The following is a 26,006-nucleotide window of genomic DNA, read 5'->3' as shown; positions in this document are numbered from 1 at the left end:
TCAATGGCATCACCGTGAACAAGACAATTCAAACTGTCGAGAGTGCCGCAGCCGGCGCTTTCCTCATCGAAGACGTCTATCCCCTGATCGACGGCGGCCGCTTCGCCGTGAAGCGGATCGCGGGCGAACGGGTCGAGGTCTGGGCCGACATCTATCGCGACGGCGACGCCGTGATCGCAGCCGCGCTGATCTGGCGCCGCGAGCAGGACCGCGAATGGCGGAGCGAGCCGATGACCAATCACCGCAATGACCGCTGGTCCGGCACGTTCACGCCCATTGAGCCCGGCCAATATGTCTACGCGATCGAGGCCTGGACCGACGAGTTCGCGACCTGGTCGCACGCGATCGCGCGCAAGCGGCGGACCGGGGCCGATGTCAGCCTTGATGCGATCGAGGGCGCCGGGCTCCTGACCAAGGCGCATGGCGCGGGGCAGGACGCCGCGGCGATCATCATCAAGCGATGCGAGGATTATCTCCAGACCGGCGACGTTACGCCGCTGCTCGCGACCGAGCTCGGCGAGGCCATGGCCGAGAGCCAGTCGCGGCCCGACCTGACGCGCTCGCTGCTCTTCCCGCTGATCATCGACCGCGACAAGGCGCGCTTCGGCGCCTGGTACCAGATGATGCCGCGCAGCCAGAGCGAGGTCCCCGGCCAGCACGGCACGCTCCGCGACTGCATTGCACGCGTCCCTGATATCGCCGCGATGGGCTTTGACGTGCTCTATTTCACGCCGATCCACCCCATTGGACACACTCGCCGCAAGGGCCGCAACGACGCGCCGGTAGCGAGCGGGGGCGATCCCGGCTCGCCCTATGCGATCGGCACCGCCGAGGGCGGGCACGATGCGCTGCATCCCGAGCTCGGTACGATCGAGGATTTTCGCGCGCTGGTCGCCACGTGTCTCGAATACGGGCTCGAGCTCGCGCTGGATTTCGCGGTGCAGTGCTCGCCGGACCATCCCTGGCTGACGCAGCATCCGGAATGGTTCAAATGGCGGCCGGACCGCTCGGTGCGGACGGCGGATGGGCCCTATTCGGACATCGTCATCCCCGACTTCCGCTGCGTCGATCGCGCCGGACTGTGGAACGCGTTCCGCGACGCCATGCTGTTCTGGATCGACCATGGTGTCACCATCTTCGCCATCGACAATCACGACACCGCGCCGCTTCCGTTCTGGGAGTGGCTGATCGGCGACATCCGCCGCCGGCATCCCGAGGTGATCCTGTTCTCCAAGACCTTTGCACGGCCGAAGCTGATGAAGGGCCTCGCCAAGCTCGGCTTCGCGCAGTCCTTCAGCTACTTTCCCTGGCGCACGGCGAAGTGGGAGCTGGAACAATATCTTGGCGAGCTGACCCGTTATCCCGAGCGGGACTTCTATCGCCCGAACCTTTTCGTCAACACGCCCGACCTGTTGCCCTATCATCTCCAGAGCGGCGAGGCCTGGGCATTCAAATCGCGCCTCGCGCTCGCCGCGACGCTGTCGGGCAATTACGGGATCTTTGGCGGCTTCGAGCTGCTCGAGCACGAGGCGATTCCCGGCCGCGAGGAATATCTCGATTCCGAGAAGTACCAGATCAAGACGCGCGACTGGAACAAGCCCGGCAACATCAAGCCCTACATTGCCGCGCTCAACCGGATCCGCAACGACAACGCGGCGCTTCAGCAGACCGCGAACCTTCGCTTCCTCGGCATCGAGGATGGCGAGACGATCGCCTTCGCCAGGGAGGCGGCCGATTCCGCAAACAGCGTCGTCGTCGTGATTGCGCTCTCGCGCCATGCGCGCGAATTCTGGCTGCCGCTCGGCGACGTCACTGTTGACGCCGGCGAAGAGCGACACCATGTGACGGCACTCGAAAACCTCCTCACCGGCGAACAGTCCCGCATCGAATGGGGCGGGGTCAGGTTGCGTATCGATCCCGACCGCGATCCGGCGCTCTTGTTCCGCTGCCTGGCGTAAGGGGTCACGCCATGAATGTTCTATCTTCCGTCGATACCAAGAAGGCTGAGGCTGCCGAGGTCGTGGATGAGCTCTGGTACAAGGATGCGATCATCTACCAGCTCCACGTCAAGGCCTTTGCGGACAGCAACCATGACGGCATCGGGGACTTCGCCGGCCTGACCGAGAAGCTGCCCTATCTCCAGGAGCTCGGCGTCACCGCGCTGTGGCTGCTGCCGTTCTACCCGTCGCCCGGCCGCGACGACGGCTACGACATCGGCGATTACGGCGCGGTCAATTCCGATTTCGGGACGATGAAGGACTTCAAGCGCTTCATCCAGGAGGCGCAGAAGCGCGGCCTGCGGGTCATCACCGAGCTCGTCGTCAACCACACCTCCGACCAGCACAAATGGTTCAAGCGCGCGCGCCGCAGCCATCCGGGCTCGAGCGCGCGCAACTGGTATGTCTGGAGCGACACCGACCAGAAATACCAGGGCACCCGCATCATCTTCACCGACACCGAGAAGTCGAACTGGACCTGGGATCCGGAGGCCGGCGCGTTCTACTGGCACCGCTTCTTCTCGCACCAGCCCGACCTCAATTTCGACAATCCGCGCGTGGTCAGCGCCATCATCCAGGTGATGAAGCGCTGGCTGGACGCCGGGGTCGACGGCTTCCGGCTCGACGCCATTCCCTACCTCTGCGAGCGCGAGGGCACCTCGAACGAGAACCTGCCGGAGACGCATGCGATCATCAAGCGCCTGCGCCAGGAGCTGGATTCCTATTCGAAGGGCAAGCTGCTGCTGGCCGAAGCCAATCAATGGCCGGAGGACGTGCAGGAATATTTCGGCCGTGGCGACGAATGCCACATGGCCTATCACTTCCCGCTGATGCCGCGCATCTACATGGCGATCGCCCAGGAGGATCGCTTCCCGATCACTGACATCCTGCGCCAGACGCCGGATATCCCGGCGAGCTGCCAATGGGCGCTGTTCCTGCGCAACCATGACGAGCTCACGCTGGAGATGGTCACCGACGTCGAGCGCGACTATCTCTGGACCACCTACGCCAACGATCCGCGCGCCCGCATCAATGTCGGCATCCGGCGGCGCCTCGCGCCGCTGATGGACAACGACCGCCGCAAGATCGAGCTGATGAACTCGCTGCTGCTGTCCTTCCCGGGCACGCCGATCATCTATTACGGCGACGAGATCGGGATGGGCGACAACATCTATCTCGGCGACCGCAACGGCGTGCGCACGCCGATGCAATGGAGCCCGGACCGCAATGGCGGCTTCTCGCGCTGCGACCCCGCCCGTCTCTACGCACCGCTGATCATGGATCCGGTCTACGGCTATGAATCGGTGAACGTCGAGGCGCAGTCGCGCAGCCTGTCCTCGCTGCTCAGCGCCACCAAGCGGCTGATCTCGGTGCGCAAGTCGACGCTTGCCTTCGGCCGCGGCACCATGACCTTCATCCGCCCGGCCAACCGCGCCGTGCTGGCCTATGTCCGGCAGTATCGCGACGAGGTAATCCTCTGCGTCGCCAATCTCTCGCGCGCCGCGCAGGCGACCGAGCTCGATCTGTCGCCGTGGAAGGACCGCATCCCGCAGGAGATGCTCGGACGGACGCGTTTTCCGGCGATCGGCGAACTGCCCTACATGATCACGCTGGGGCCCTACGGCTTCTACTGGTTCCAGCTCACCGAGCGAGACAAGTCCGAACCGGTAACGCCGCGCGCGGTGCCGGAGTTCGAGACGCTGGTGGTGCCGGTCAATTCGAACTGGGTGTCGTTGGCGCGCGAGCGCGGCGTGTTCGAACGCGACGTGCTGCCGGGCTTCCTGTCGCGGACACGCTGGTATCCCGATCACAACCCCAAGCACATCAAGGCCACGCTCACCTCGGCGGTGCCATTCAGCGACATCGGCGACAACAGACCCTGGATCGCGTTCTTCGAGACGACGCGGGACGACGTCACCACGCGCTACGTGATGCCGATGCAGATCGAGTGGGTGCGCTTCGACCGCGAACGCTTCAACCCGAAGGCGCTCGCCGCTGTGCGCCAGGGCGCGCGCGAGGGCACGCTGCTTGACGTTGCGACTGAGCAGATCTTCATCGGGCTTTTCCTGCGGGGTCTGTCGCAAAACCTGGTGGTGGACGAGAACAATCTGCGGCTGGAGTTCAAGGCCACCAGCCGGTTCGCCGATTACACCATCAAGGAGCCCCAGCGCATCCGCGCGATCGAGCAGTCGAACAGCACTGCACTGGTCGACAACCAATATGTCGCCAAGATCTACCGCCGGCTCCAAAGCGGGACCAGTCCCGAGATCGAGATCGGCCACTACCTCACGGAAGTGGCCCGCTTCGCCAATACGCCGGCGCTGCTCGGCAGCGTCGAGCTGGTCGACGGCGATCACCGCAGCGCGCTCGGCGTGCTGCATGCCTATGTCGAGAACCAGGGCGACGGCTGGACGGTAACAACCGGATATCTCGACCGCTATATCGACGAGCAGCGCGTCCTGCCGCTGGGTGAGATGCCGCGCGAGACCCAGGAGCAGGCCCCCTATCTGCACTTCATGGCGCAGATCGGCCGGCGGCTCGGCGAGCTGCATGTCGCGCTGGCTGCGGCAAAGCCCGACGATCTCGCCCCGGAGCCGATCGACTCCGCACAAATCGAGCGCTGGGTCTCCGACCTCAAGGCGCGGGCGGAGCGGGTGTTCGAACGCCTCGCTGAGAGCCGCGACGGCCTGCGGGAAGCGGACCGGCCGCTGATCGATCGGCTCGGCGCGGCGCATAACGCCCTGCCCGACCGGCTGAATGCACTATTGCCTTCCGGGATCGGCGGGTTGAACATCCGTCATCATGGCGACTTCCGCCTCGGGCAGACTCTGATCGTGAAGGACGACATCTTCATCATCGACTTCGACGGCAATCCGCGCCGGCCGCTGGCCGACAAGCGGCGCAAGCTGCCTGCCGCGCGCGACGTCGCCGGCCTGATCCGCTCGATTGATCTTTCGGTTAACGTGGCCCTCAATCGCGCCCTCACCGGCGCTTCCGACGAACAGGACCGGCTTGCGGCCGCGCTCGGCGAATGGCGCGAACGCGCCACCACGACGTTCCTGCACGCCTATCGGGAGGCCATGACGGACCGGCGGCTATGGCCGAAAGATCCGCAAGCAGCGCAAGGCCTGTTAAGGTTTTTCCTGCTTGATCAAGCGTTCGACGACGTAGAGTACGAACTGTCCCACCGGCCCGAGGGGCTCCATGCGCCGCTGACCGGACTGCTTCGCATTCTGTCCAGTGCCGAGAGCGAAGCCCATGCCTAAACTACCAGCCGAAGCCTACGCGATCATCGAGGGCCGCCACTCCGACCCCTTCCACTATCTCGGGCTGCATCCCGAGGGCGGCAAGAGCGTGGTGCGGGCCTTCCTGCCCGAGGCCTCCAATGTCGAAGCGGTCGGCGAGCATGGCGAGGTCGCGCCGCTCGACCGCGTTCATGACTCCGGCCTGTTCATCGGAGCCCTGCCCAACGGCTCGAAGCACTACCAGCTGCGCGCGAAATTCGGCAACAACGTCGTCGAATTCGAGGATGCCTACCGCTTCCCGCCGATCCTGACCGATTTCGATCTCTACCTGCTCGGCGAAGGCACCCACCAGCGCCTCTACGACAAGCTCGGCGCACATCCGATGCGGCTCGACGGCATCGACGGGATCGGCTTCGTGGTGCTGGCGCCGAATGCGCGGCGCGTCTCCGTGGTCGGCGATTTCAACTTCTGGGACGGGCGGCGTCATCCGATGCGGGTGCGCGGCGCCGGGTACTGGGAACTCTTCCTCCCGCATGCGAAGATCGGCGACCACTACAAGTTCGAGATCATCGGCCCGCATGGCCATCTGCTGCCGCTGAAATCCGATCCGCTGGCGTTTGCGAGCGAGGTACGGCCGAAGACGGCCTCGATCGTGCTCGACGAGGCGCATCTGCCGCGGCCGCGCCCGGCGCCCGACGGCATCAACGCGCTGTCGGCGCCGATGTCGATCTACGAGGTCCATCTCGGCTCGTGGCGGCGCAAGGCCGACAATGAATGGCTGACCTATCGCGAGCTGGCAGAGCAGCTGCCGGCCTATGCCCGCGACATGGGGTTCACGCATCTCGAAGTCCTGCCCGTCAGCGAGCATCCGTTCGACGGCTCCTGGGGCTATCAGCCGACCGGCCTCTATGCCCCGACCAGCCGGTTCGGAAGCCCCGAGGATTTCGCCGCGCTGGTCGACGCCTGCCACCGCGAAGGCATCGGCGTGCTGCTCGACTGGGTGCCCGGCCATTTCCCCGACGATCCGCACGGACTGGGCAGCTTTGACGGCACGGCGCTCTTTGAACACGCCAACCCGCTCCAGGGCCGCCACCTCGACTGGGGCACGCTGATCTACAATTACGGCCGCACCGAAGTGACGAACTTCCTGGTGTCGAACGCGCTGTTCTGGATGGAGCGCTACGGCATCGACGGGCTGCGCGTCGATGCGGTGGCGTCGATGCTCTATCTCGACTACAGCCGGCCCCCCGGCGCGTGGATTCCGAACCAGTATGGCGGCCGCGAAAACATCGAGGCGATCAACTTCCTGCGCCGTTTCAACACGGAGGTCTTTGCCCGCTTCCCGCAGGCGACCACCGCCGCGGAAGAATCCACCGCATGGCCGCAAGTCTCACGTCCGGTCGAATTCGGCGGGCTCGGCTTCGGCTACAAGTGGAACATGGGCTGGATGCACGACACGCTGAACTACATCAGCAAGGATCCGATCCACCGCAAGCATCACCACGGCGAGATCCTGTTCGGCCTGCACTACGCGTTCTCGGAAAACTTCATCCTGCCGCTGTCGCATGACGAGGTCGTGCACGGCAAACGTTCGATCCTTGGCCGCATGCCCGGCGACGAATGGCAGCGCTTTGCGAATCTGCGGGCCTATTACAGCTTCATGTTCGGCCACCCCGGCAAGAAGCTGCTGTTCATGGGAGCCGAGATCGCGCAGAGCCGCGAATGGAATCACGACCAGTCGCTCGACTGGCACCTGCTCGAATACAAGGTTCATGCCGGCATCCAGGCGCTGATCCGCGACCTCAACCGGCTCTACCGCGCCGTGCCGGCGCTGCATCAGATGGACTGCGACCAGGCCGGCTTCGAATGGCTGATCACCGATGATGCCAACCGCAACGTGTTCGCCTGGCTGCGCAAGGGCTTTGACGAGCACGCGCGGTGCCTCGTCATCGTCAACTTCTCCCCCAATGTCTATCGCAACTACCGCGTTCGCGTGCCCCTGCCCGGCAAGTGGAAAGAGGTGTTCAATTCCGATTCCGCCCATTACGGCGGCAGCAATGTCGGGAACATCGGCGAGGTTCAGACCGTTGACGGCAAGACGCCCGAGCTCCGCCTCACCATTCCGCCGCTCGCCGCGATCTTCCTCGTTCCGGAAAGCTGACAGATGCGCCTGACTGCTGGATCGCCCGCACGCCTCGGCGCAAGCTGGGACGGACGCGGCACCAATTTTGCGCTGTTCTCCGCCAACGCGCAGAAGGTCGAGCTCTGCCTGTTCGACACGCAAGGCCGCCGCGAGCTCGAACGCGTCGAACTGCCTGAAAAGACCGAGGACGTCTGGCACGGCTATCTCAACGACGTCTCGCCCGGGCAGCTCTACGGCTACCGGGTGCACGGTCCCTACGAGCCCGAGCACGGTCACCGCTTCAATGCCAACAAGCTGGTGCTCGACCCCTATGCGAAGCGGCTCGCGGGGCGGCTGGTCTGGAGCGATGCGCATTTCGCCTACCGCACCGGCTCGCCGCGCGAGGACCTGTCCTTCGACCGGCGCGACAATGCGCGCGGCATGCCCAAGGCCGTCGTGGTCGACGAGACCTTCAACTGGGGCCGGCGCGAGATCCGGCCGAACATCCCCTGGGAAGACACGATCATCTACGAGGCCCACGTCAAGGGCCTGACGCAGAAGCGCGACGACGTGCCGCCGAACCTGCGCGGCACCTATGGCGGCCTGTCCTCGCCGACGATGATCGAGCACCTGAAGAGGCTCGGCGTCACCACGATCGAGCTCTTACCGATCCACAGCTTCGTCGACGACCGCATCCTGGTCGAAAAGAAGCTCGCCAATTACTGGGGCTACAACACGCTGTCCTTCTTCGCGCCGGAGCCGCGCTACGCCCAGGACAATGCGCTGGATTCCTTCCGCACCACGGTCGCGCGCCTGCACGATGCCGGCATCGAGGTGATGCTCGACGTCGTCTACAATCACACCGCAGAAGGCAACCACCTCGGCCCGACGCTGTGCTATCGCGGCATCGACAATGCCTCCTATTACTGGCTCAATCGCGAGAACCCGCGCTACTACGACGACTTCACCGGCTGCGGCTCGTCGGTGAACCTCACCCATCCGCGCGTGCTGCAGATGGTGATGGACTCGTTGCGTTATTGGGTCGAGGTCTGCCATGTCGACGGCTTCCGCTTCGATCTCGCCACCACGCTCGCGCGCGGGCCGAACGGTTTTGATCGCGGCATGTCATTTCTGACCGCGATCCGGCAGGATCCGGTGCTGGCCGCCGTGAAGCTCGTCGCCGAGCCCTGGGACCTCGGCCTCGGCGGCTACCAGGTCGGCGCATTCCCCTCGCAATGGTCGGAGTGGAACGACCGCTATCGCAGCGCCATGCGCCGTTACTGGAGCGGCGAAGGCAGCCTGATCGGCGACATCTCCAGCCGCATGACGGCGTCCTCCGACCTGTTCAATCACGACGGAAGGCGGCCGCGCGCCAGCATCAACCACATCACCGTGCACGACGGCTTCACGCTCGCCGATCTCTTCAGCTACAACGAGAAGCACAACGAGGCCAATGGCGAGGACAATCGCGACGGCTCCAACGACAACCACAGCAACAATTGCGGTGTCGAGGGACCGACCGACGATCCGAACATCCTCGCCATGCGCCTGCAGCTTCGCAGGAACGTGCTGGCCTGCCTGATGCTGGCGCAGGGCGTCCCGCTGATCCTCGCCGGCGACGAGGTCGGCAATTCGCAGTCCGGCAACAACAACGCCTATTGCCAGGACAACGAGGTCGGCTGGGTCGGCTGGGACAATCTCGGCAAGGAGGGCGAGGACATGGTCGACTTCGTCGCCCATCTGGCCGACGTCCGTCGCCGCTTCTCGCAGCTTCGCAGCCATCGCTGGCTCGACGGGCGCCCGAAGGACGGCAGTTCCTACGGCGCGCTGTGGCTGACGCCCACAGGTAGCGAGATGACGGAGAGCGACTGGACATTCCCGGATGGGCGGTTTCTCTCCTATGTGATGGGGCCGATGGAACCCGGCAGCGCCGCGATCTTTATCGTCCTGAACGCCGCGCCCGAAGAGATCGCATTCAAATTGCCCCAGATGACCGAATACAAGAGCTGGCAGCAGATCCTGAACACGACCGATGCCAAGCTCAACACCATCGACTTCCCCTCCGGAAGCGACAGCAAGGCGCCGCCGCGCTCCGTGCTCGCCTTCGCGGGGGCGTCATGAGGCCATCCTTCGGGGCGCGGCCAACGAAAGACGGCGTGTCGTTCCGGCTGTGGGCGCCCGGCGCGCGCCGCGTCGATCTCCTGCTCGACCGCAGGCACGCGATGCATCGCCGGCAGGACGGCTGGTATGTAGCCGAGATTTCTGGTCTGCCCGTCGGCAGCCCCTACAAATTCAGGATCGACGACGAGATCGACGTGCCCGATCCGGCCTCGGCTTTCCAGCCCGAAGATGTATTCGGCCCGAGCGAGGTGATCGATCACGACGCCTTCGCCTGGCGCGCGCAGGATTGGCGCGGCCGCCCCTGGGAAGAGACGGTGCTGATCGAGACCCATGTCGGCACCTTCACGGCTGAGGGCACCTACCGCGCGATGATCGACAAGCTCGATCATCTCGCAGCGACCGGCATCAGCGCGCTGGAACTGATGCCGCTGGCCGATTTCGCGGGACGCCGCGGCTGGGGTTATGACGGCGTGCTGTGGTACGCGCCCGACGGCGCCTATGGCCGTCCCGAAGATCTGAAGACGCTGATCGACGAGGCCCATCTGCGCGGGCTGATGGTGTTCCTCGACGTCGTCTACAATCACTTTGGCCCCGAGGGGAATTATCTCGGCCGCTATGCGCCGACCTTCTTCACCGACGCGCATACGCCCTGGGGCAGCGCGATCGACTACCGCGTGCCGCAGGTGCGCGCCTTTGCGGTCGAGAACGCGCTGTCCTGGCTGACCGACTACCGCTTCGACGGTCTGCGGCTAGACGCCGCCAACCACATCATGGCGATTCCCGGCGAACAATCGATGCTGCAGGACCTCAGCGTGACCGCCGGCGAGCTTGCCAGGGCGACGGGGCGCCACATCCATCTCGTGCTGGAGAACGGCGACAATCGCGCCAGCCTGCTCGACGCCGCGCAGGAGCCGCCGAACGGCAAATATCGCGGACAGTGGAACGACGATTACCACCACGTCTGGCACGTGATGCTGACCGGCGAGCTCGCCGGTTACTACGGCGACTACCAGACCCCGCGCATGGATCTCTCGCGCGCGCTCGCCTCGGGCTTCGTCTACCAGGGCGAGATCTCGGAATTCTGGGGCAAGAAGCCGCGCGGCGAGCCGAGCGGCAAGCTGCCGCCTGCAACCTTCGTCAATTTCCTGCAGAACCACGACCAAATCGGCAATCGTGCGCTCGGCGAGCGGCTCGAGGCCCTCGCATCGCCGCAGCAGATCGAGGCGGCGCTCGCAGTGACCCTGCTCGCGCCGATGGTGCCGATGCTGTTTCAGGGCGAGGAATGGGGCTCGAAGGTCCCCTTCCCGTTCTTCTGCGATTTCCAGGGCGGCCTTGCCGATGCCGTGCGCAAGGGCCGCAAGCAGGAATATGCCTGGGCCTACGAGAAATACGGCGACGAGGTGCCCGACCCGCTCGATCCGGCAACGCTGCAATCGGCTGTGCTCGACTGGACCGGCCGCACGCCGGAGCAGGATGCGCGCCTCACTTTGGTGCGTGACCTGCTCGCGCGCCGCCGCAAGGAGATCATGCCACGGCTGAAGGGCGCAAGCTTCGGTGATGCGGAGGCAGCCGACAACGGCATGCTGAGCGCGCATTGGCGCATGGGCGACGGCACGACATTGCGCCTTCTCGCCAATCTGTCGGACCACGAGATCACCTCCACCGTCAGCACGGGCACGCCGATCTGGGGCAGCGCGGCCGGCGATCGGCTTCCGCCCTGGTCGGTGGTCTGGCGCCTCGGAGGTTGACATGCCTCCCGCCATTCCGCTTGCGACCTACCGGCTTCAGCTCACCGCCGATTTCGGCTTCGACAAGGCCACGGAAGTCATTCCGTACCTGAAGGGGCTCGGGATCACGCATCTCTATGCCTCGCCGGTGATGAAGGCGCGCAAGGGCTCGACGCATGGTTACGACACCGTCGACCACAGCCAACTCAGTCCCGAGCTCGGGGGCGAAGCCGGCTTCGCGCGGCTGAGCGAGGCGCTCAGGCAGCACGATCTCGGCCTCATCATCGACTTCGTGCCCAACCATGTCGGCGTTCATTTCGCCGACAATCCCTGGTGGCTGGATGTGCTGGAATGGGGCCAGGCTTCGCCGCACGCCGTCGCCTTCGATATCGACTGGGACCTCTTGCCCCACCGCGCCCGCGGCGGCGTGCTGCTGCCGATCCTCGGCTCCTCCTATGGCGACGCGCTGGAGCGCGGTGAGATCGAGCTGCGTTACGATCCCGATGAGGGAAGCTTTTCGGCCTGGTATTTCGAGCATCGCTTGCCCATCGCGCCCGAGCGCTATGGCGAAATCCTGCGGATGATCGTGAAGGAGGCGGACGCCGCCGAGACGGACGCCGGCAAGCGCCTGCTTTCGCTTGCTGCGCGCTACACGGGATTACGCCGCCCCAATCGCAAGGAAGCGCCGCGCTTCAAGTTGGAGCTCAAGGAGATCGCGGGCGCCGCCGACATCATCAGTCGCGGTCTTGCCGCCTATCGTGCCGCCAGGGACCGTCCCGCGCACACGCTGGCGCTGCATCACCTGCTGGAGCGCCAGAACTACAAGCTCGGACACTGGCGGCTGGCCTCCAGCGACATCAATTATCGCCGCTTCTTCGACGTCAACGGGCTCGCTGGCCTGCGCGTCGAGGACCCCGGCACCTTCGCCGCCACGCATCGGCTGGTGAAGCAGCTCGTTGCCGACGGCAAATTGCAGGGGATCCGCCTCGATCACATCGACGGCCTGCGCGATCCCGCGCAATATTGCCAGCGGCTCCGCCGGCTGGTGCGCGATGCGCAGGGCAAGACACAACCGTTCTATACGGTGATCGAAAAGATCCTCTGCGAACACGAGCACCTGCCGCATTTCGCCGGCGTCCAGGGCACCACCGGCTACGAGTGGATGAACGTCATCACGCAAGTGCTGGTCGACGCCAAGGGGCTGGAGGCGCTGGACGAGACCTGGCGCCAGATCAGCAACCGGCCGCCGCGGCTTGCGCCTTACGTCAAGGAGGCCAAGCGGCGCGTGCTGGAGACGCTGCTGACCAGCGAATTCACGGTGCTGACGCGCCTGCTCGCGCGCATTGCCAACGGGCATTATTCGACGCGCGACTTCTCAGCCGACAGCCTGCGGCAGGCACTCGAACTCTATGTGCTGCATTTCCCGGTCTATCGCACCTATCTGACCACGGCCGGGGCGACCGCACACGACCGCAAGCTGATCGAGGACACCATCGCGCGCGCCCGCGCCGAATGGTTCGCCGCCGACGAAGGCATCTTCGACTTCCTGCGCGATGCCCTGACCATGGATCTGCTCAAGCCCGGCCGGCCCCCGCACAGCACGCCGCGCGTGCGCCGCTTCGCGCTGAAGGTGCAGCAGTTCACCGGACCGATGATGGCGAAGTCGCTGGAGGACACCGCGTTCTACCAGTTCCATCGGCTGCTGGCGCTGAACGAGGTCGGCGGCGATCCCGCGAGCACCGGCCTTACCGTTCCCGCCTTCCACGAGGCGATGCGGGCGCGCGCCAGGGAGTGGCCGCAAGGGATGACGGCGACCGCCACCCACGACACCAAGCGCGGCGAGGACTCCCGCGCCCGAATTGCGGCGCTGAGCGAAATTCCCGGCGAATGGACCAGCGCGGTGTCGCGCTGGAAGGTGTTGAATGCGCCGCATCTTGCGCTCCACGGCAATCTGCGCGCACCGTCGGCGACGTTCGAATACATGCTCTACCAGACCCTGCTCGGCGCCTGGCCGCTGCAGGGGCCGCTTGATGCAAGCTTCGTCGAGCGCATCCAGGCCTATGCGCTCAAGGCCGCGCGCGAGGGCAAGGAGGAGACGAGCTGGCTCAACCCGCACGAGGCCTATGAGAGCGGTCTCAAGAGCTTCATCGGGACGATCCTCGATCCCGCGCTGTCAGGCGAATTCCTGGAGGCGCTGCAAGCCCTGGCCCGCCGTCTCGCGCTGCTCGGTGCGTTGAACTCGCTGAGCCAGCTCACGCTCAAGGCGACACTGCCGGGCGTGCCCGACTTCTATCAAGGCACCGAATTCTGGGATTTGTCGCTGGTCGATCCCGACAATCGCCGCCCCGTGGATTTTGCCGCGCGCGATACGGCGCTGGCGTCATTGAAAACACCGGACTGGACCGCCCTGACCAGAACCTGGCCCGACGGCCGGCTCAAGCTCGCCTGGACGCGGCAGCTGCTCAGGCGGCGCAACGAGCTCGCCGACGTTTTCGCGCAAGGCGACTACCAGAAGCTGGAGGTGCGCGGCACGCATGCCGAGCACGTCATCGCGTTCGCCCGTCGCCGCGGCCGCGCCGCCGCGATCGTCGTGGTCGGACGCCAATTTGCGCCGTTCACGCAAGCGGGCCGGCAATGGCCCGCAATCGAAGGTTTCGATGCGACCGTCGATATCACGGGCTATGCCGCGGCGGGACTTGCAGGCAACGCACTGCCGATCGTACAGGCTTTCCGCGATCTTCCGGCGGCCGTCATTGCGGCCCGCGCAGCAAGCGCCATCAGGCCCGCGCGGCAGCGCGCCAGCGCCTGAAACGATAGCGGTACGACGACCCCACCTCGTTTAGGTGGACGGGATGAGCGAGACTCGCGCGTGGATTTGACAACGCGAGGGACGCTCGTTCCATGCATCAAGACAGACATCAAGACGGGCATGATGCCGCCTCCTATCAGCGGATCGAGGTGATCACAGGGGAGAGGCGACGGCGCAGTTGGAGCGATGCGGAGAAGGCGCGGATCGTGGCCGAGAGTGCCGATCCGGAGACGAGCATTTCCGAGGTGGCTCGACGCAACGGGGTGAACCGGGGACTGCTCAGTGTGTGGCGGCGCCAGGCGCGGCTCGCGTCGAGCGAAGCGCCGCAGTTCGTGCAAGTCAGGCTCCAGGCCGCCGTCGAGGCGCAGCCGAACGCGATCGATAAGGCGCATGTTCTGACGGATCCGGCCGAGCGGATCGAGGTGATGATCGCGGGCGCGACGGTGCGCGTGCCCGTCGGCGTCGACGCCGCGACGCTGGAGCGCGTGCTGGCGGCGGTGAGATCGACGCGATGATCTCTTTCGGTCCAATGGTCCGTGTGTTCGTCGCGACGCAGCCGATTGACTTTCGTAAAGGCGTTCATGGCCTTGTCGCGCTGGTAGCGGAGGGATTAGGCGGCAAGCCCTACAGCGGTGACGTTTATGTCTTCCGATCGAAGCGATCGGATCGTTTGAAGCTACTGGTTTTTGACGGCTCGGGAATGGTTCTAGCGACGAAGTGGCTGGAGAATGGGGGCTTTGCCTGGCCACCTGTTCGCGAGGGTACGATGCCGGTGACGGGGGCGCAACTGGCGATGCTGATTGAAGGTCTTGCGGAGTGGTCGCGTGTGGTCCCGAAGGTGACGAAGCGGCCGACGAAGGTTGCCTGAAGCGTCTTGTTTTGCTGGCGATTGCGAGTGCGTTCGTGTAGCTCTGCGATATGGCGCTTCGCCCCGAAGATCTCCCCTCTGACCCTGCGGCTCTTGCCGAGATGGTGCTGGCTTTCGAAGGCGAGAACGATGATCTGCGCGCAGAGATCGCCACGTTGAAGAGCCTGATCTTCGGCGCACGATCGGAGCGCGCGGCGATCGTCTGCGCCGAACAGATCGCGTTTGATCTGGAACGGACCGCCGGCTCACAGCTCCCGGCCAATGACGACAAACCGGACGCGCCGCGGCCGGAGCGGCGCAAAGCGAAGCGCAACATCGGCGCGCTGCCGGCGCATCTGCCTCGGGTCGAGCGGGTGATCGAGCCGGCGTCCACGCTGTGCCCGTGCTGCACGGGTCAGATGCATCGGATCGGCGAGGAGAGCAGCGAAGCGCTCGATCGGGTTCCCGCGTGGCTGCGCGTGCTCCGCACGATCCGTCCAAAATACGCCTGCCGCTCCTGTGAGGGCCCGATTGTCCAGGCCCCGGCACCGGCGCGGCTCGTCGAGGGCGGCATGGCAACGACGGCGCTGATCGCGCATATCGCCGCGGCCAAATATGCCTGGCAATCGACGCTCTATCGCCAGACGCAGATCCTGGCGGGTCAGGGTGTCGTCGTCGACCGTCAGACGCTGGCGCGCTGGATGGGGAGCGCGGCGTGGCTGGTCAGGGGCCTCTACGATCTGCAACTGAAGACTATGCACGGCTTCGAGCGGCTGTTCTGCGACGAGACGCCGATGCCAGTGCTCGATCCGGGACGCGGCCGCACGAGGATCTGCCAGTTCTGGGCGCACGCGACGGACGATCGGGCGTGGAAGGGGCCGGCGCCGCCGGCGGTCGCCTACGTGTTCGCAGGTGGTCGCGGCAAAAAGGAGATCGTGGCGCAGTTAGCCGGCTTCGAAGGCGTGCTGCAAGTCGACGGCTATGCCGCCTACGCCTCGCTGGCGGGCGATGCGATGATGTCGGGCCAGATCCAGCTGGCGTATTGTCTCGTTCACGCGCGCCGCAACTTCGTGAGGGTGCACAAGACGACGAACTCACCCTTCGCCGCGGAGGTCATCGAGCGCATTGCGGCCGTCTACGCGATCGAGGAGAGGATCCGCGGTCTCGATGCTGGGGAACGCCGCGCGACGCGACAGGCCGAGACGAAGCCGCTGATGGAGGCGTTGAGGGCCCGTCTGATCGCGGTGAAGGACGGGATCTCCCGCCGCTCGACGCTCATCAAGGCGATCGACTACATGCTCGAACGCTGGCAGGGCCTGACGACGTTCCTGGATGACGGGCGGCTCGAGCCGGACACCAACACGGTCGAACGATCGATCAGGCCAATTGCGATCGGAAAAAAGAACTCGTTGTTCAGTGGTGACGAAGGCGGGGGCGAGACCTGGGCGATACTCGCTTCGCTTCTTAACACAGCGAAATTGAATGGCCTCGACCCCGAGGCGTATCTCGTCGACGTTCTCGATCGCATGGTGAGCGGCGCCACGAAGACCAACCAGCTTCACGAACTTCTGGCCTGGAACTGGAAGGCCGCACGCGAAGCCGAAAAGCGGGCCGTGGCATGACGAAGCCGAAGCAAGGGCGGGGAACGCGAAAAGCACGCAAGACGACGATGGCGGACTATGCCATGTCGTTCGAACGGCTCGGGCAATGGATCAGCAAGCGCGCCAGGTCGCCGACGCTTCGGCATCCGCGGGCGACGTCGCTCTCCATGCTCGATGGCGCGGTGGCCGCGGTCGTCGCCGGGCCGGTCTCGATGGCGTCCGAGGAATGGGTGTGCCCGCTCCTCGGCGTAGATCCCGACGCCTTCAATCACGACACCGAGGAGTTCTCGGCAATCGCCGCCACGCTGATGCGCCACAACGCTATCAGCGAGACGCTGTCGACGAGACCGGAGAGCTTCGAGCCGCTGTTCGTGCGATCACCGGACGGCGAAGTCGACCCGCAGCCCTGGTGCATGGGCTTCTACGCCGTCATGAAGCTTCGGCTTCTCGTCTGGTCGCGGCTTCTCCCCCCGAATGGAACCGAACACCTTATGCTGCGGCCGATCTTGGTCCATTGCATCGACGACGCCGGTCGACCCTTGCTACCCCCGGCCCGGCGCACGCTGGGAACGCAGCCCATCATCCAAAACGCCTGGCGCAACATTCCAGCAACCGTCGAGGCCCTCCGGCAGTTCTGGATGCCTATACGCTTCAAGCGCGGTGCGTAGGCCGTCCGCACCAAGTCCGTGGCTCCGTGGGCCTCTCGTACCGTTTACCCTGAAACTCACTTTCCATCGTCCTTGGTCAGCAGCAACTGCCCGCGCTTCTTGATGGTCGCCTGCGCCATCTCGGCAAAGCGCTGCAACAGCCACGGCAAGACCACCTGAACCTTGACGTGATCGTCGGCGACGTCGACCTGACCGGTCGCGATCTGCCCGAGCGCACGGATGCGGAAATTCATGCTGTCGCCGCTCCAGCGCTCCTCCTCGACCTGCAGCACGGGAATGCTGGCCGTCGCGCGGCCAAGCCCGCTCTTGAGCCGGCGCACCGCCTCCTCGCGGCCGAGACGATGCGGAATGGAAACGACAAACGGTGCTGACATGGCTCTGCCCCCGTGCTGCTTGATCCTCACTTAGTGATGCCGGCTGCAACCATAAAGGTTCCATGCAAGTTGATCCGTCAGCCGTTGTTTCAACGACGGAACTATAAAACCTGCGGCAAGTTGCCCTCGCACACGGGACAGGTGCAAACGACCCTTTCCACAAGGGCTGGAGGAGACTCGCATGTCAATCGGCACGATCATTCTGATCATTCTGGTCATCGCCCTGCTCGGCGGCTTCAGCGGCATCGGCGGCGGCCCGTTCTACGGCACCGGCTATTACGGCGGCGGCGGCCTCGGGCTGGTCATCGTCATCCTGCTGATCCTGCTGCTCATGGGACGGATTTAGCAACCCGGCGAAGACCTCGTAGGGTGGGCAAAGGCGCTCTTGCGCCGTGCCCACCACTTCGGGCGAAAGAAAGACGGTGGGCACGCTTCGCTTTGCCCACCCTACGAGACCGGCCTTCGTCGCAACAGCGACAGACCTACTTCTTCCCCGCCAGCTTCTTCATTGCCGCCTTGACCGGCGCAGCCGCATCGTCGTAGCCCTCCCACGCCTTCGAACGCGCCAGCAGGCCGGGTACGGTCCTCACCGTATATTTCTTCGGATCGAGATCGCCCTTCACCTGCGCCCAGGTCACGGGCATTGACACGGTCGCGCCGGCACGCGCGCGCGGCGACAGCGGGGCTACCGCCGTCGAGAGCCGATCGTTGCGGAGATAATCCAGGAAGATCTTTCCGTTGCGCAGCTTCTTCGACATGTTGAGCAGATAGCGTTCGGGATCGTCATCGACCATCCACTGGCAGATTCCTTGCGCAAACGCCTTGGCCTCCTTCCAGCTCACCTTGTCGCGCGCGCCGTGCAGCAGCGGCACGACCACATGCAGGCCCTTGCCGCCGGTGGTCTTGCAAAAGCTCTCCATGCCGACAGCGGCGAGCCGCTGCCGCATCTCCTTTGCGGCTTCCACGACATCGGCGAAATCGACATCCGGTGCGGGATCGAGATCGAACACCAGCCGGCCCGGCGTGTCATAGGCATCCGGCGCGCAATTCCAGGGATGCAGCTCGAGGCCGCCGATCTGCGCCACCGCCGCGAGCCCCTCGACCCGGTCGATCTGCAGATACGGCTTGCGATCGCCGGAGACTTTTGCGAGCTCGAGCAGGTTCGAGGTCCCCTGCATGGCGTGGCGTTGAAAGAACTTTTCACCGCCGATACCATCCGGCGCGCGCACGATCGAGCAGGGCCGCCCCTTGAGATGCTCAATCATCCAGGGACCAACCGCTTCGAAAAAGCGCGCAAGATCGAGCTTCGTGACACCCGCGCCATCACCGCCGTCGGGCCACAGCTCCTTGTCCGGCTTCGAGATCACGACGCCCATGACCTCGGCCGTACCGGCATCCTTCGACCGCTTATCCGTCTTCGGCACAGCGCGCTTCCTGGTCGAGGGTTCGGCGAGCGCGGTATCGACAGGCGTCTCGGCTTCGACCTCCTCGGCCGGCTTGTCCTGCCGCAAGCCCTTGAACGCGGCCTGGCGGATATTGCCGTCTGCGGTGAAGCCGGCGAATTCGATCTCGGCGACGAGCTCCGGCCTCAGCCAGTGCACGTCGCGCGTCTTCTTCGGCGCGTTCTTGCCGCCGAATGGGCTTTCCTTGACCTCCATGGCCTTGAGGGATGGCATGATGCGCTTGACCGTGTCGGCGCCAAAGCCAGTGCCGACCATGCCGACAAAGGCGAGATGATCGCCGCGATGCACGCCGGCCATCAGCGAGCGGAATTTGCCATTGGTGGTCTTGTAGCCGCCGATCACCACCTCATGGCCGGCGCGGCATTTGGCCTTGGTCCAGCTCTCGGTGCGGCCGGAGCGATAGGGTGCGTCGAGCTTCTTCGACACCACGCCTTCCAGCTCGAGCTTGCAGGCCGATTGCAGCACGGCGTCACCGCCGCTCACGAAATGCTCGACATAGCGGATCTGGACCGACTTGCGCTTGCGCGCCTCCAGCAATTCCTTGAGCCGCGCCTTGCGCTCGCCGAGCGGCAGCCGGCGGTAGTCGAGGCCTTCGGCGAACAGGAGATCGAAAGCGAAGAAGATGAGATCCCCGGTCTTGCCGTCCGACAGCGCGGCCTGGAGCGAGGAGAAATTCGGCGCTCCGTTGTGATCGAGCGCGACGATCTCGCCGTCGATCATGGCATCCGGCAGCGAAATCGCCTCCTTCGCGATCGACGCGAATTTGTCGGTCCAGTCCAGGCCCTTGCGCGTCTTCAACGTCGCCTCGCCGTCCTCGACCCGAAGCTGCACGCGATAGCCGTCGAACTTGATCTCGTGGCACCAGCCCGCGCCGGCCGGCGGCCGCTCAACCGACGTGCAGAGCTGCGGCGCCACGAAATCCGGCATCGCCGAGACCTTCCTGGCATTCGTCGCCGTCGTCGCCTTCTTTCCCGTCTTCCTGGCCTTCAACGCCGTGCGCGGCGCCGGCTGGACGGTCCTGCCTTTCGTCTCCTCGGTCCGATTGGACTGCCAGACCGCATCCGCCTTGGCCCTGCCCGTGCCCTTCGCCAGCATGAACGGCTTTGGCGCCCGGCCCTTGCCTTCGGCGATCTGCTCCATCGCGCGGCCGGAGGCGACCGAGGTGTCCTCGTCGAGAACGTCGTTGGCCTTGCCTTCGCGGGCATAGTCGTCGCGATGCTTGATCAGCAGCCAGTTGGTGCGTTTTTCGCCGCCGCGGTTGCGCATGCGTACGAGCACCCAGCTGCCCTGCAGCTTGTCGCCGTGGAGCGTGAACTTGAGGTCGCCTTTCTTGAAGCCGGCTTCGGGATCGTCGGATTCCCACGTGCCGCGGTCCCACAACATCACGGTGCCGCCGCCATATTGGCCTTCCGGAATCGTGCCTTCGAAGTCGCCATAGTCGAGCGGGTGATCCTCGACCTCGACCGCCAGGCGCTTGTCGTGCGGATCGAGCGAAGGCCCTTTCGTCACGGCCCAGGACTTGAACACGCCGTCGAATTCGAGCCGGAAATCGTAGTGCAGGCGCGTGGCATCATGCTTCTGGATCACGAAGCGCCGCTGTTCCGATGGCGCCACCGCGGTCTTGCCGGATGGCTCGGGCGTCTTCTCGAAGTCACGCTTCTGTCGATAGGTGGAGAGTTTTCGCAGCACGACCGGTCCCGCTTCTCTTTCGGCTTTCGAGCCTATCACGGCAAAAGTCCCACCCGGAACCAAAACCCGATCGCGAGGTTGGGGTTCCAAAACGTCTTGAAAACGCTGGAGAATGAAATGGCCCCCCGTGCCTATTGGAAGGGAACGCTGAAGCTGTCGCTGGTCAGTTGCCCTGTCGTGCTCTATCCCGCGACGACGGCCGCCGAGAAGACCCGGTTTCACATGATCAACCGCGAGACCGGCAACCGTCTCAAGCAGCAGATGGTCGATGCCGAGACCGGCGACGTCGTCGAGAGCGACCAGAAGGGGCGCGGCTACGAACTGCGCAAGGGCAAATATGTGGAGATCGAGCCGGAGGAGCTCGAGGCGGTGCAGATCGAGAGCAATCACACCATCCATCGAGAGTTTTGTGCCGAGCGAGGAAATCGACCAGCGCTACCTCAACCATCCCTATTACATCGCGCCCGACGGCAAGGCCGCGGCCGACGCTTTCGCGGTGATCCGCGATGCCATGAAGGATCAGGATCGCGTGGCGCTCGCCAAGATCGTGCTCACCAACCGCGAGCACATCATCGCGATCGAGCCGCTCGGCAAGGGCCTGCTCGGCACCACGCTGCGCTATCCCTACGAGCTCCGCGACGAGGACCAGTTCTTCGACGACATCAAGAGCCCGAAGATCACCAAGGACATGGTCGAGCTCGCCGGCCACATCCTGCACACCAAGGCCGCGCATTTCGACCCCGCCGAGTTCAAGGACGAGTACGAGACCGCGCTGAAGGCGCTGGTGAAGCGCAAGGCCAGCGGCAAGAAGATTGAACTGCCCGAGCCCGAGGAACGCCCGAGCAACGTCGTCAGCCTGATGGATGCGTTGAAGCAGAGCCTGAAGGGGCGCGGCGGGAAGAAGTCGGCGGCGAAGTCACACGCGCGCCGCGCGACGGGACGGCAGCGAGCCGCGCGGAAGACGCACCGGGCAGCGGCGAGGCATCGGAAGGCGGGCTAGTTTTCTTCGTCGTTCCGGGGCGCCTCGAAGAGGCGAACCCGGAATCTCGAGGTTCTCAGGTGCGCAAGTGCGCACCATAGTTCGATGCTTCGCATCGCCCCGGAACGACGGCTAATCAATCCCCCGCCTTCAGATATCGTAGGGTGGGCAAAGGCGCAACGCGCCGTGCCCACCAACTTTCCATGATCGCGATGGATGGTGGGCACGCTCCGCTTTGCCCACCCTACGGGTCTGCGGGAATCAATCCCCCGCCTTCAACCGGTAGCCGATCCCCGTCTCGGTCAGCACATATTGCGGACGCTCCGGATCGGCTTCGATCTTCTGCCGGAGCTGGCGGACATAGACGCGCAGGTATTGCGCATCAGTCAGCTCGTCCCAGAGCTCCTTGAGCAGGAATCTGTGGGTCAGCACCTTGCCGGCGTGCTGCACCAGGACGCGCAGGAGGTCATATTCCTTCGGCGACAGTTTGACGTCGCGCTCGCCGACCTTGACGATGCGGCGCACGAGATCGACGGAGAGATCGCCGGTGCGAAACACCGGGCGCTCGCCCTGGACCTGGAGCTGGTGCCGCAGCGCGGCGCGCAGGCGCGCCAGAAGCTCGTCCATGCCGAACGGTTTTGTCAGATAATCGTCGGCACCGAGATCGAGCGCCTGCACCTTGCCGGCCTCGTCGCCCCGGCTCGACAGCACCACGATCGGCACGGCCTCGTTGCGGGCCCGGATGGTGCGCAGCAGCTCATGGCCCTGGATGTCGGGCAGGCCGAGATCGAGGATGATCAGTGCGGGCCCTTCAGCGAGCTTTTCCAGCGCCGACTTGCCGTTCGGTGCTTCCAATATCTCATAGCCCTGCGTCGTCAGCCCCATCCGCAACAATTTGCGGATCGGCGGCTCGTCGTCGATGACCAGGACCTTGATTGCGGCAGCGCTCATGCGGCGGTATCCAATGCGTGGGTCTGCGCAGGAACCGGCAGACGGATGGTGAGGATCGCGCCGCTCCGGTCGTTGCGGTTGGCAGCCGAAATCGTGCCGCGCATCGCCTCAATGAAGCCGCGGGAGATGGCGAGCCCGAGGCCCGTGCCGGGACGGACGTGATCGCCCTTCTGCGCGCGGTAGAACTTGTCGAACACGCTCTCGAGCTCGTGGGGCGGAATGCCGTCGCCTTCGTCGGCAACCTCCAGCACCACCTGATCCCGCTCGCGCCGGCTCCGGATCGAGATGGTGGTGTCGGGCGGCGAATATTTTGCCGCATTGTCGAGCAGGTTGAACAGCACCTGCTCGAACAGCACGGCGTCCAGCTGCAGCATCGGCAGATCGGCGGCCAGCACCAGCTCGATCTTGTGCGCGGTCAGGATCTTGCTGGCGCGGCACAGCGCGCTGCCGATGATCTCGCCGAGATCGTGCAAGGCCGTGTTGGGCACGATGGCGCCGGACTCGAGCTTTGTCATGTCGAGGAGATTGGCAATGAAGCGGTTGAGCCGCTCGGATTCGTCGATCACGGTGGCGAGCAGATCGCGCTTCTCGGTGTCGGACAAGGCACCGGCGAGATCGCGCATGGTCGAGGCCGCCCCCAGCACGGAGGCGAGCGGCGTCTTCAGGTCATGCGAGATCGAGGTCAAGAGAGCAGAGCGCAGCCGCTCGGATTCGACGGTGCGCTTGACGCGATCCATGTCCTCGACAAGCAGCACGCGCTCGATCGCGAGCGCGCCCTGGTCGACCAGCGCGTCCAGCAGCCGGCGTTGGTCCGGCGTCAGCAGCGGGCCGGTGCGGTCGTTGTCGATGCCGATGGCGCCGATCAGGCCGCGCCCGGTGCGCATGGGCAGGAACAGCCGCTTGGCACCCGGCAAGGTGTCCGAGCCGCGGCCGGCCGAACGATCGTTGCTCCAGGCCCAATTGGCGGCGGCGAGATCGGCCTGATCGAGCTCGTCCTCCGGCGGATAGCCGGATTTCACCGTCAGCAGGCCCTCTTCCGGCAGCAGCAGCACCACACGCACCTTCAGCATCAGCGCGATCTGGTAGGCCGTCGCCCACAGCACATCGTCGAGCGTAGCCGTTCCGGCGAGCTTGCGGCTGAAAGCGTAGAGCTGCTCGGTCATCCTGATCCGGCCGATCGCGGTATCGGCCTGCGTACGCACGCGTCCCGCAACGTTCGACACCACGAACGCAATCAGCATGAAGAAGAAGAAGGCCGCGACGTTGGTCGGATCGGTGATGGTGAACGTATAGACCGGCGGCAGGAAGAAGAAATTGTAGGCCAGCGACGCCGCGACACTCGCAAGCAGCGACGGCCACAGCCCGTAGCGCACGGCAACGGCCACCACCGCGGTGAGGAACATCAGGTCGACGTTCTCGACGCCGAAATACGGCTTGATGGCCACGGCGGCAGCAAGGCCAACCGCGGTGATCCCGAGCGCCTTGAGATAGGGCCGAGCATCGAACGGTTCGGATCGCGCAGCGGTTTGCACCGCTGTCTTCGGCGCCGCCTCTGCGGAGAGCTCATCGCCGGGAATGACGTGAACGCTGATGTTGCCCGCGCCACGCACCAGATCATGCACCACCGAGCCGCGCGTCATCTCGAACCAGCGCGAGCGGGTCGACTTGCCGATCACGATCTGGGTGACGTTGTTGGCTTGCGCGAAGTTGATGACGTCGTCGGCGATGCGGCGGCCGACGGCGGGAATTGTCAAGGCTTCGCCGCCCAGCGATTCCGCGAGCCGCAGCGTATCGGCCAGCCGGTCGCGCTCCTCGTCGGACAATTGCAGGGATCGCCGGGTCTCGATCGAGATCGCGGTGAACGGCGCATGCAGCCGGTCGGCCAGCCGCTTGGTATAGCGCACGAGGCCGGCGGCACGCGGATCCTCGCTGACACAGACCAGGATGCGCTCGCCCGCGGCCCAGGGGCCGGCGATCGCATTCGCCTGCATGTGGCTGAGAAGCTGCTCGTCGACCCGTTCGGCCGTCCGTCGCAGCGCGAGCTCGCGCAGCGCGGTCAGATTGCCGGGCGAGAAATAATGCTCCAGCGCCCGCTCGGCCTGTTTGGGGACATAGACCTTGCCCTCCCTCAGCCGCTGGATCAGATCGTCGGGCGTGAGGTCGATCAGCTCGATGGCGTCGGCGCGGTCGAACACCGAATCCGGCACGGTCTCGCGTACCCGCACATGGGTGATCTGGGCGACGACGTCGTTCAGGCTCTCGATGTGCTGGATGTTGACGGCGGTGTAGACGTCGATGCCGTGGGATAGCAGCTCCTCGACATCGAGATAACGTTTGGGATGGCGGCTGCCGGCCGCATTGGTATGGGCGAGCTCGTCGACCAGCGCGATTTGCGGCCGCCGCGCGATCACGGCGTCGAGGTCCATCTCCTCGACCGTCTGGCCGCGGTAGTCCAGCCTATTGCGCGGGATCACTTCCAGCCCCCGCACCAGCGCCTCGGTCTCGGCGCGGCCATGGGTCTCGACAAAGCCGACCACGACATCGATGCCCGTCTTGCGCCTCGCGTGGGCGCTCTGCAGCATCTCGTAGGTCTTGCCGACGCCGGGGGCGGCGCCGACGAAGATCTTCAGCTTGCCGCTCGCGCTCTCCTCCCGCCGCGCAGCTTCCAGCAGCGCCTCGGGAGACGGACGTTGTTCGGGATCGCGGCGCTCTCGGACCATGTTGTCAATATAATCATCTGCGCACCGCGAGCCTAGACCGCTACTTGGCCACAGCGCGATCCAGCGCGAGGTTCAGCGCCAGTACGTTAACGCGGGGTTCGCCCAGCAGGCCGAACAGACGGCCCTGGACGTTGGCAGCCACGATCTGCTTCACAGCGTCCTGCGGCATATTCCGGGCCTTGGCGACGCGCGGCACCTGAAATTCCGCGGCTTCCGGCGAGATGTCGGGGTCGAGGCCGCTGGCCGACGTGGTGACAAGATCGACCGGCACCGGCGCATTCGGATTCTCGGCCTTCAGCTTGTCCACATCCTCCTTCAGCCGGTCAGCCAGCGCCTTGCTGGTCGGGCCGAGGTTGGAGCCACCCGAATTGGCAGCGTTGTAAGGCGCCGAAACCGTCTTGGTCGAATCATTCGGGTCCGGGGCCAGCGTCGCCGAGGGGCGGCCGTGGAAGTACTTGTCGTCCTTGAACTCCTGCCCGATCAGGGCGGAGCCGACCACCTTGCCGTCGCGCTCGATCAGGCTGCCTTGCGCCTGCGCCGGAAAGATCGCCCCGGCAATGGCCGTCATCGCGAGCGGATAAGCGAGGCCCGTGATGGCGGTGAGCACCAGCAAGAGGACGATGGCGGGGCGGATTTCTCTGAGCATGTTACGTCTCCTAAGTCTTCGTCACCGTGCGGGACGCCGCGCGTCCT

General features: G+C 65.1%; 16 protein-coding genes and 1 pseudogene. 12 read left to right on the top strand and 5 right to left on the bottom strand.

The annotated features are described in order from the left end of the window. The first annotated feature begins 14 nt into the window (after nucleotides 1-14). The 10 genes from ACVJ19_RS17890 (at nucleotide 15) to ACVJ19_RS17845 (ending at nucleotide 17,137) form a co-directional block, all read left to right on the top strand. Nucleotides 15-1,958, top strand: coding sequence for a maltotransferase domain-containing protein (locus ACVJ19_RS17890; RefSeq protein ID WP_453950351.1), 1,944 nt, complete (start codon nucleotides 15-17; stop codon nucleotides 1,956-1,958). Between the two features lie 11 nt (nucleotides 1,959-1,969). After that, nucleotides 1,970-5,263, top strand: coding sequence for a maltose alpha-D-glucosyltransferase (treS, locus tag ACVJ19_RS17885; RefSeq protein ID WP_453950350.1), 3,294 nt, complete (start codon nucleotides 1,970-1,972; stop codon nucleotides 5,261-5,263). After that, nucleotides 5,256-7,403, top strand: coding sequence for a 1,4-alpha-glucan branching protein GlgB (gene glgB / locus ACVJ19_RS17880; protein ID WP_453950349.1), 2,148 nt, complete (start codon nucleotides 5,256-5,258; stop codon nucleotides 7,401-7,403). Before treS ends, glgB begins: the two co-directional genes overlap by 8 nt. 3 nt (nucleotides 7,404-7,406) lie before the next feature. Next, nucleotides 7,407-9,485: a glycogen debranching protein GlgX gene (gene glgX / locus ACVJ19_RS17875; protein WP_453950347.1), complete on the top strand. Its 2,079-nt coding sequence runs from the start codon at nucleotides 7,407-7,409 to the stop codon at nucleotides 9,483-9,485. Further along, a complete protein-coding gene (treZ, locus tag ACVJ19_RS17870; RefSeq protein ID WP_453950346.1) occupies nucleotides 9,482-11,233 on the top strand; it encodes a malto-oligosyltrehalose trehalohydrolase in 1,752 nt (583 codons plus the stop codon). Before glgX ends, treZ begins: the two co-directional genes overlap by 4 nt. Nucleotide 11,234: 1 nt before the next feature. Next, the gene (treY, locus tag ACVJ19_RS17865; protein ID WP_453950344.1) at nucleotides 11,235-14,021 is read left to right on the top strand and encodes a malto-oligosyltrehalose synthase; all 2,787 of its coding nucleotides are present in this window, start codon (nucleotides 11,235-11,237) and stop codon (nucleotides 14,019-14,021) included. A gap of 92 nt (nucleotides 14,022-14,113) precedes the next feature. Beyond that, nucleotides 14,114-14,536, top strand: coding sequence for an IS66-like element accessory protein TnpA (tnpA, locus tag ACVJ19_RS17860; protein WP_424578819.1), 423 nt, complete (start codon nucleotides 14,114-14,116; stop codon nucleotides 14,534-14,536). After that, on the top strand, nucleotides 14,533-14,889 hold the full coding sequence (tnpB, locus tag ACVJ19_RS17855; protein ID WP_018273742.1) for an IS66 family insertion sequence element accessory protein TnpB: 357 nt from the start codon (nucleotides 14,533-14,535) through the stop codon (nucleotides 14,887-14,889). Before tnpA ends, tnpB begins: the two co-directional genes overlap by 4 nt. 50 nt (nucleotides 14,890-14,939) lie before the next feature. Then, entirely contained in the window at nucleotides 14,940-16,490 is a 1,551-nt protein-coding gene (gene tnpC / locus ACVJ19_RS17850; protein WP_035681142.1) for an IS66 family transposase, read from the top strand. After that, complete coding sequence (locus ACVJ19_RS17845) at nucleotides 16,487-17,137, top strand: UPF0149 family protein (protein WP_063712394.1); 651 nt, start codon at nucleotides 16,487-16,489, stop codon at nucleotides 17,135-17,137. Before tnpC ends, ACVJ19_RS17845 begins: the two co-directional genes overlap by 4 nt. 56 nt (nucleotides 17,138-17,193) lie before the next feature. Here the strand turns inward: ACVJ19_RS17845 and ACVJ19_RS17840 are convergent, their stop codons facing one another. Then, a complete protein-coding gene (locus ACVJ19_RS17840) occupies nucleotides 17,194-17,511 on the bottom strand; it encodes a polyhydroxyalkanoic acid system family protein (protein ID WP_453950343.1) in 318 nt (105 codons plus the stop codon). A gap of 181 nt (nucleotides 17,512-17,692) precedes the next feature. Here ACVJ19_RS17840 and ACVJ19_RS17835 point away from each other — a divergent pair, with 181 nt between their 5' ends. Further along, a complete protein-coding gene (locus ACVJ19_RS17835) occupies nucleotides 17,693-17,857 on the top strand; it encodes a DUF3309 family protein (RefSeq protein ID WP_018318514.1) in 165 nt (54 codons plus the stop codon). Nucleotides 17,858-17,993: 136 nt separating this feature from the next. On the opposite strand, the gene ligD is transcribed toward ACVJ19_RS17835, so the two are convergent. After that, nucleotides 17,994-20,663 (bottom strand): DNA ligase D, encoded by a 2,670-nt coding sequence (ligD, locus tag ACVJ19_RS17830; protein WP_453955154.1) that lies wholly within the window; start codon nucleotides 20,661-20,663, stop codon nucleotides 17,994-17,996. A 117-nt stretch (nucleotides 20,664-20,780) separates the two neighbouring features. Between ligD and ku the strand changes: the two are divergent. After that, a pseudogene (gene ku, locus ACVJ19_RS17825) lies at nucleotides 20,781-21,663 on the top strand (non-homologous end joining protein Ku). 240 nt (nucleotides 21,664-21,903) lie between these two features. Here ku and ACVJ19_RS17820 read toward each other — a convergent pair. Genes ACVJ19_RS17820 through ACVJ19_RS17810 form a run of 3 tightly spaced genes read right to left on the bottom strand, consistent with a single transcriptional unit; the run spans nucleotide 21,904 to nucleotide 25,959 of the window. Further along, nucleotides 21,904-22,593 (bottom strand): response regulator, encoded by a 690-nt coding sequence (locus ACVJ19_RS17820; protein WP_211412202.1) that lies wholly within the window; start codon nucleotides 22,591-22,593, stop codon nucleotides 21,904-21,906. Continuing rightward, entirely contained in the window at nucleotides 22,590-25,313 is a 2,724-nt protein-coding gene (locus ACVJ19_RS17815) for a DUF4118 domain-containing protein (protein WP_453950342.1), read from the bottom strand. Before ACVJ19_RS17815 ends, ACVJ19_RS17820 begins: the two co-directional genes overlap by 4 nt. A gap of 40 nt (nucleotides 25,314-25,353) precedes the next feature. Next, nucleotides 25,354-25,959 carry a K(+)-transporting ATPase subunit C gene (locus tag ACVJ19_RS17810; protein ID WP_453950341.1) on the bottom strand — a complete coding sequence of 202 codons (606 nt, stop codon included), beginning with the start codon at nucleotides 25,957-25,959 and terminating at the stop codon, nucleotides 25,354-25,356. Between the last annotated feature and the right edge of the window lie 47 nt (nucleotides 25,960-26,006).

This window comes from Bradyrhizobium sp. USDA 376, from assembly GCF_054063675.1.
Note: the sequence above shows the minus strand (reverse complement) of the source record. Positions and strands in the feature narration are given on the sequence as shown.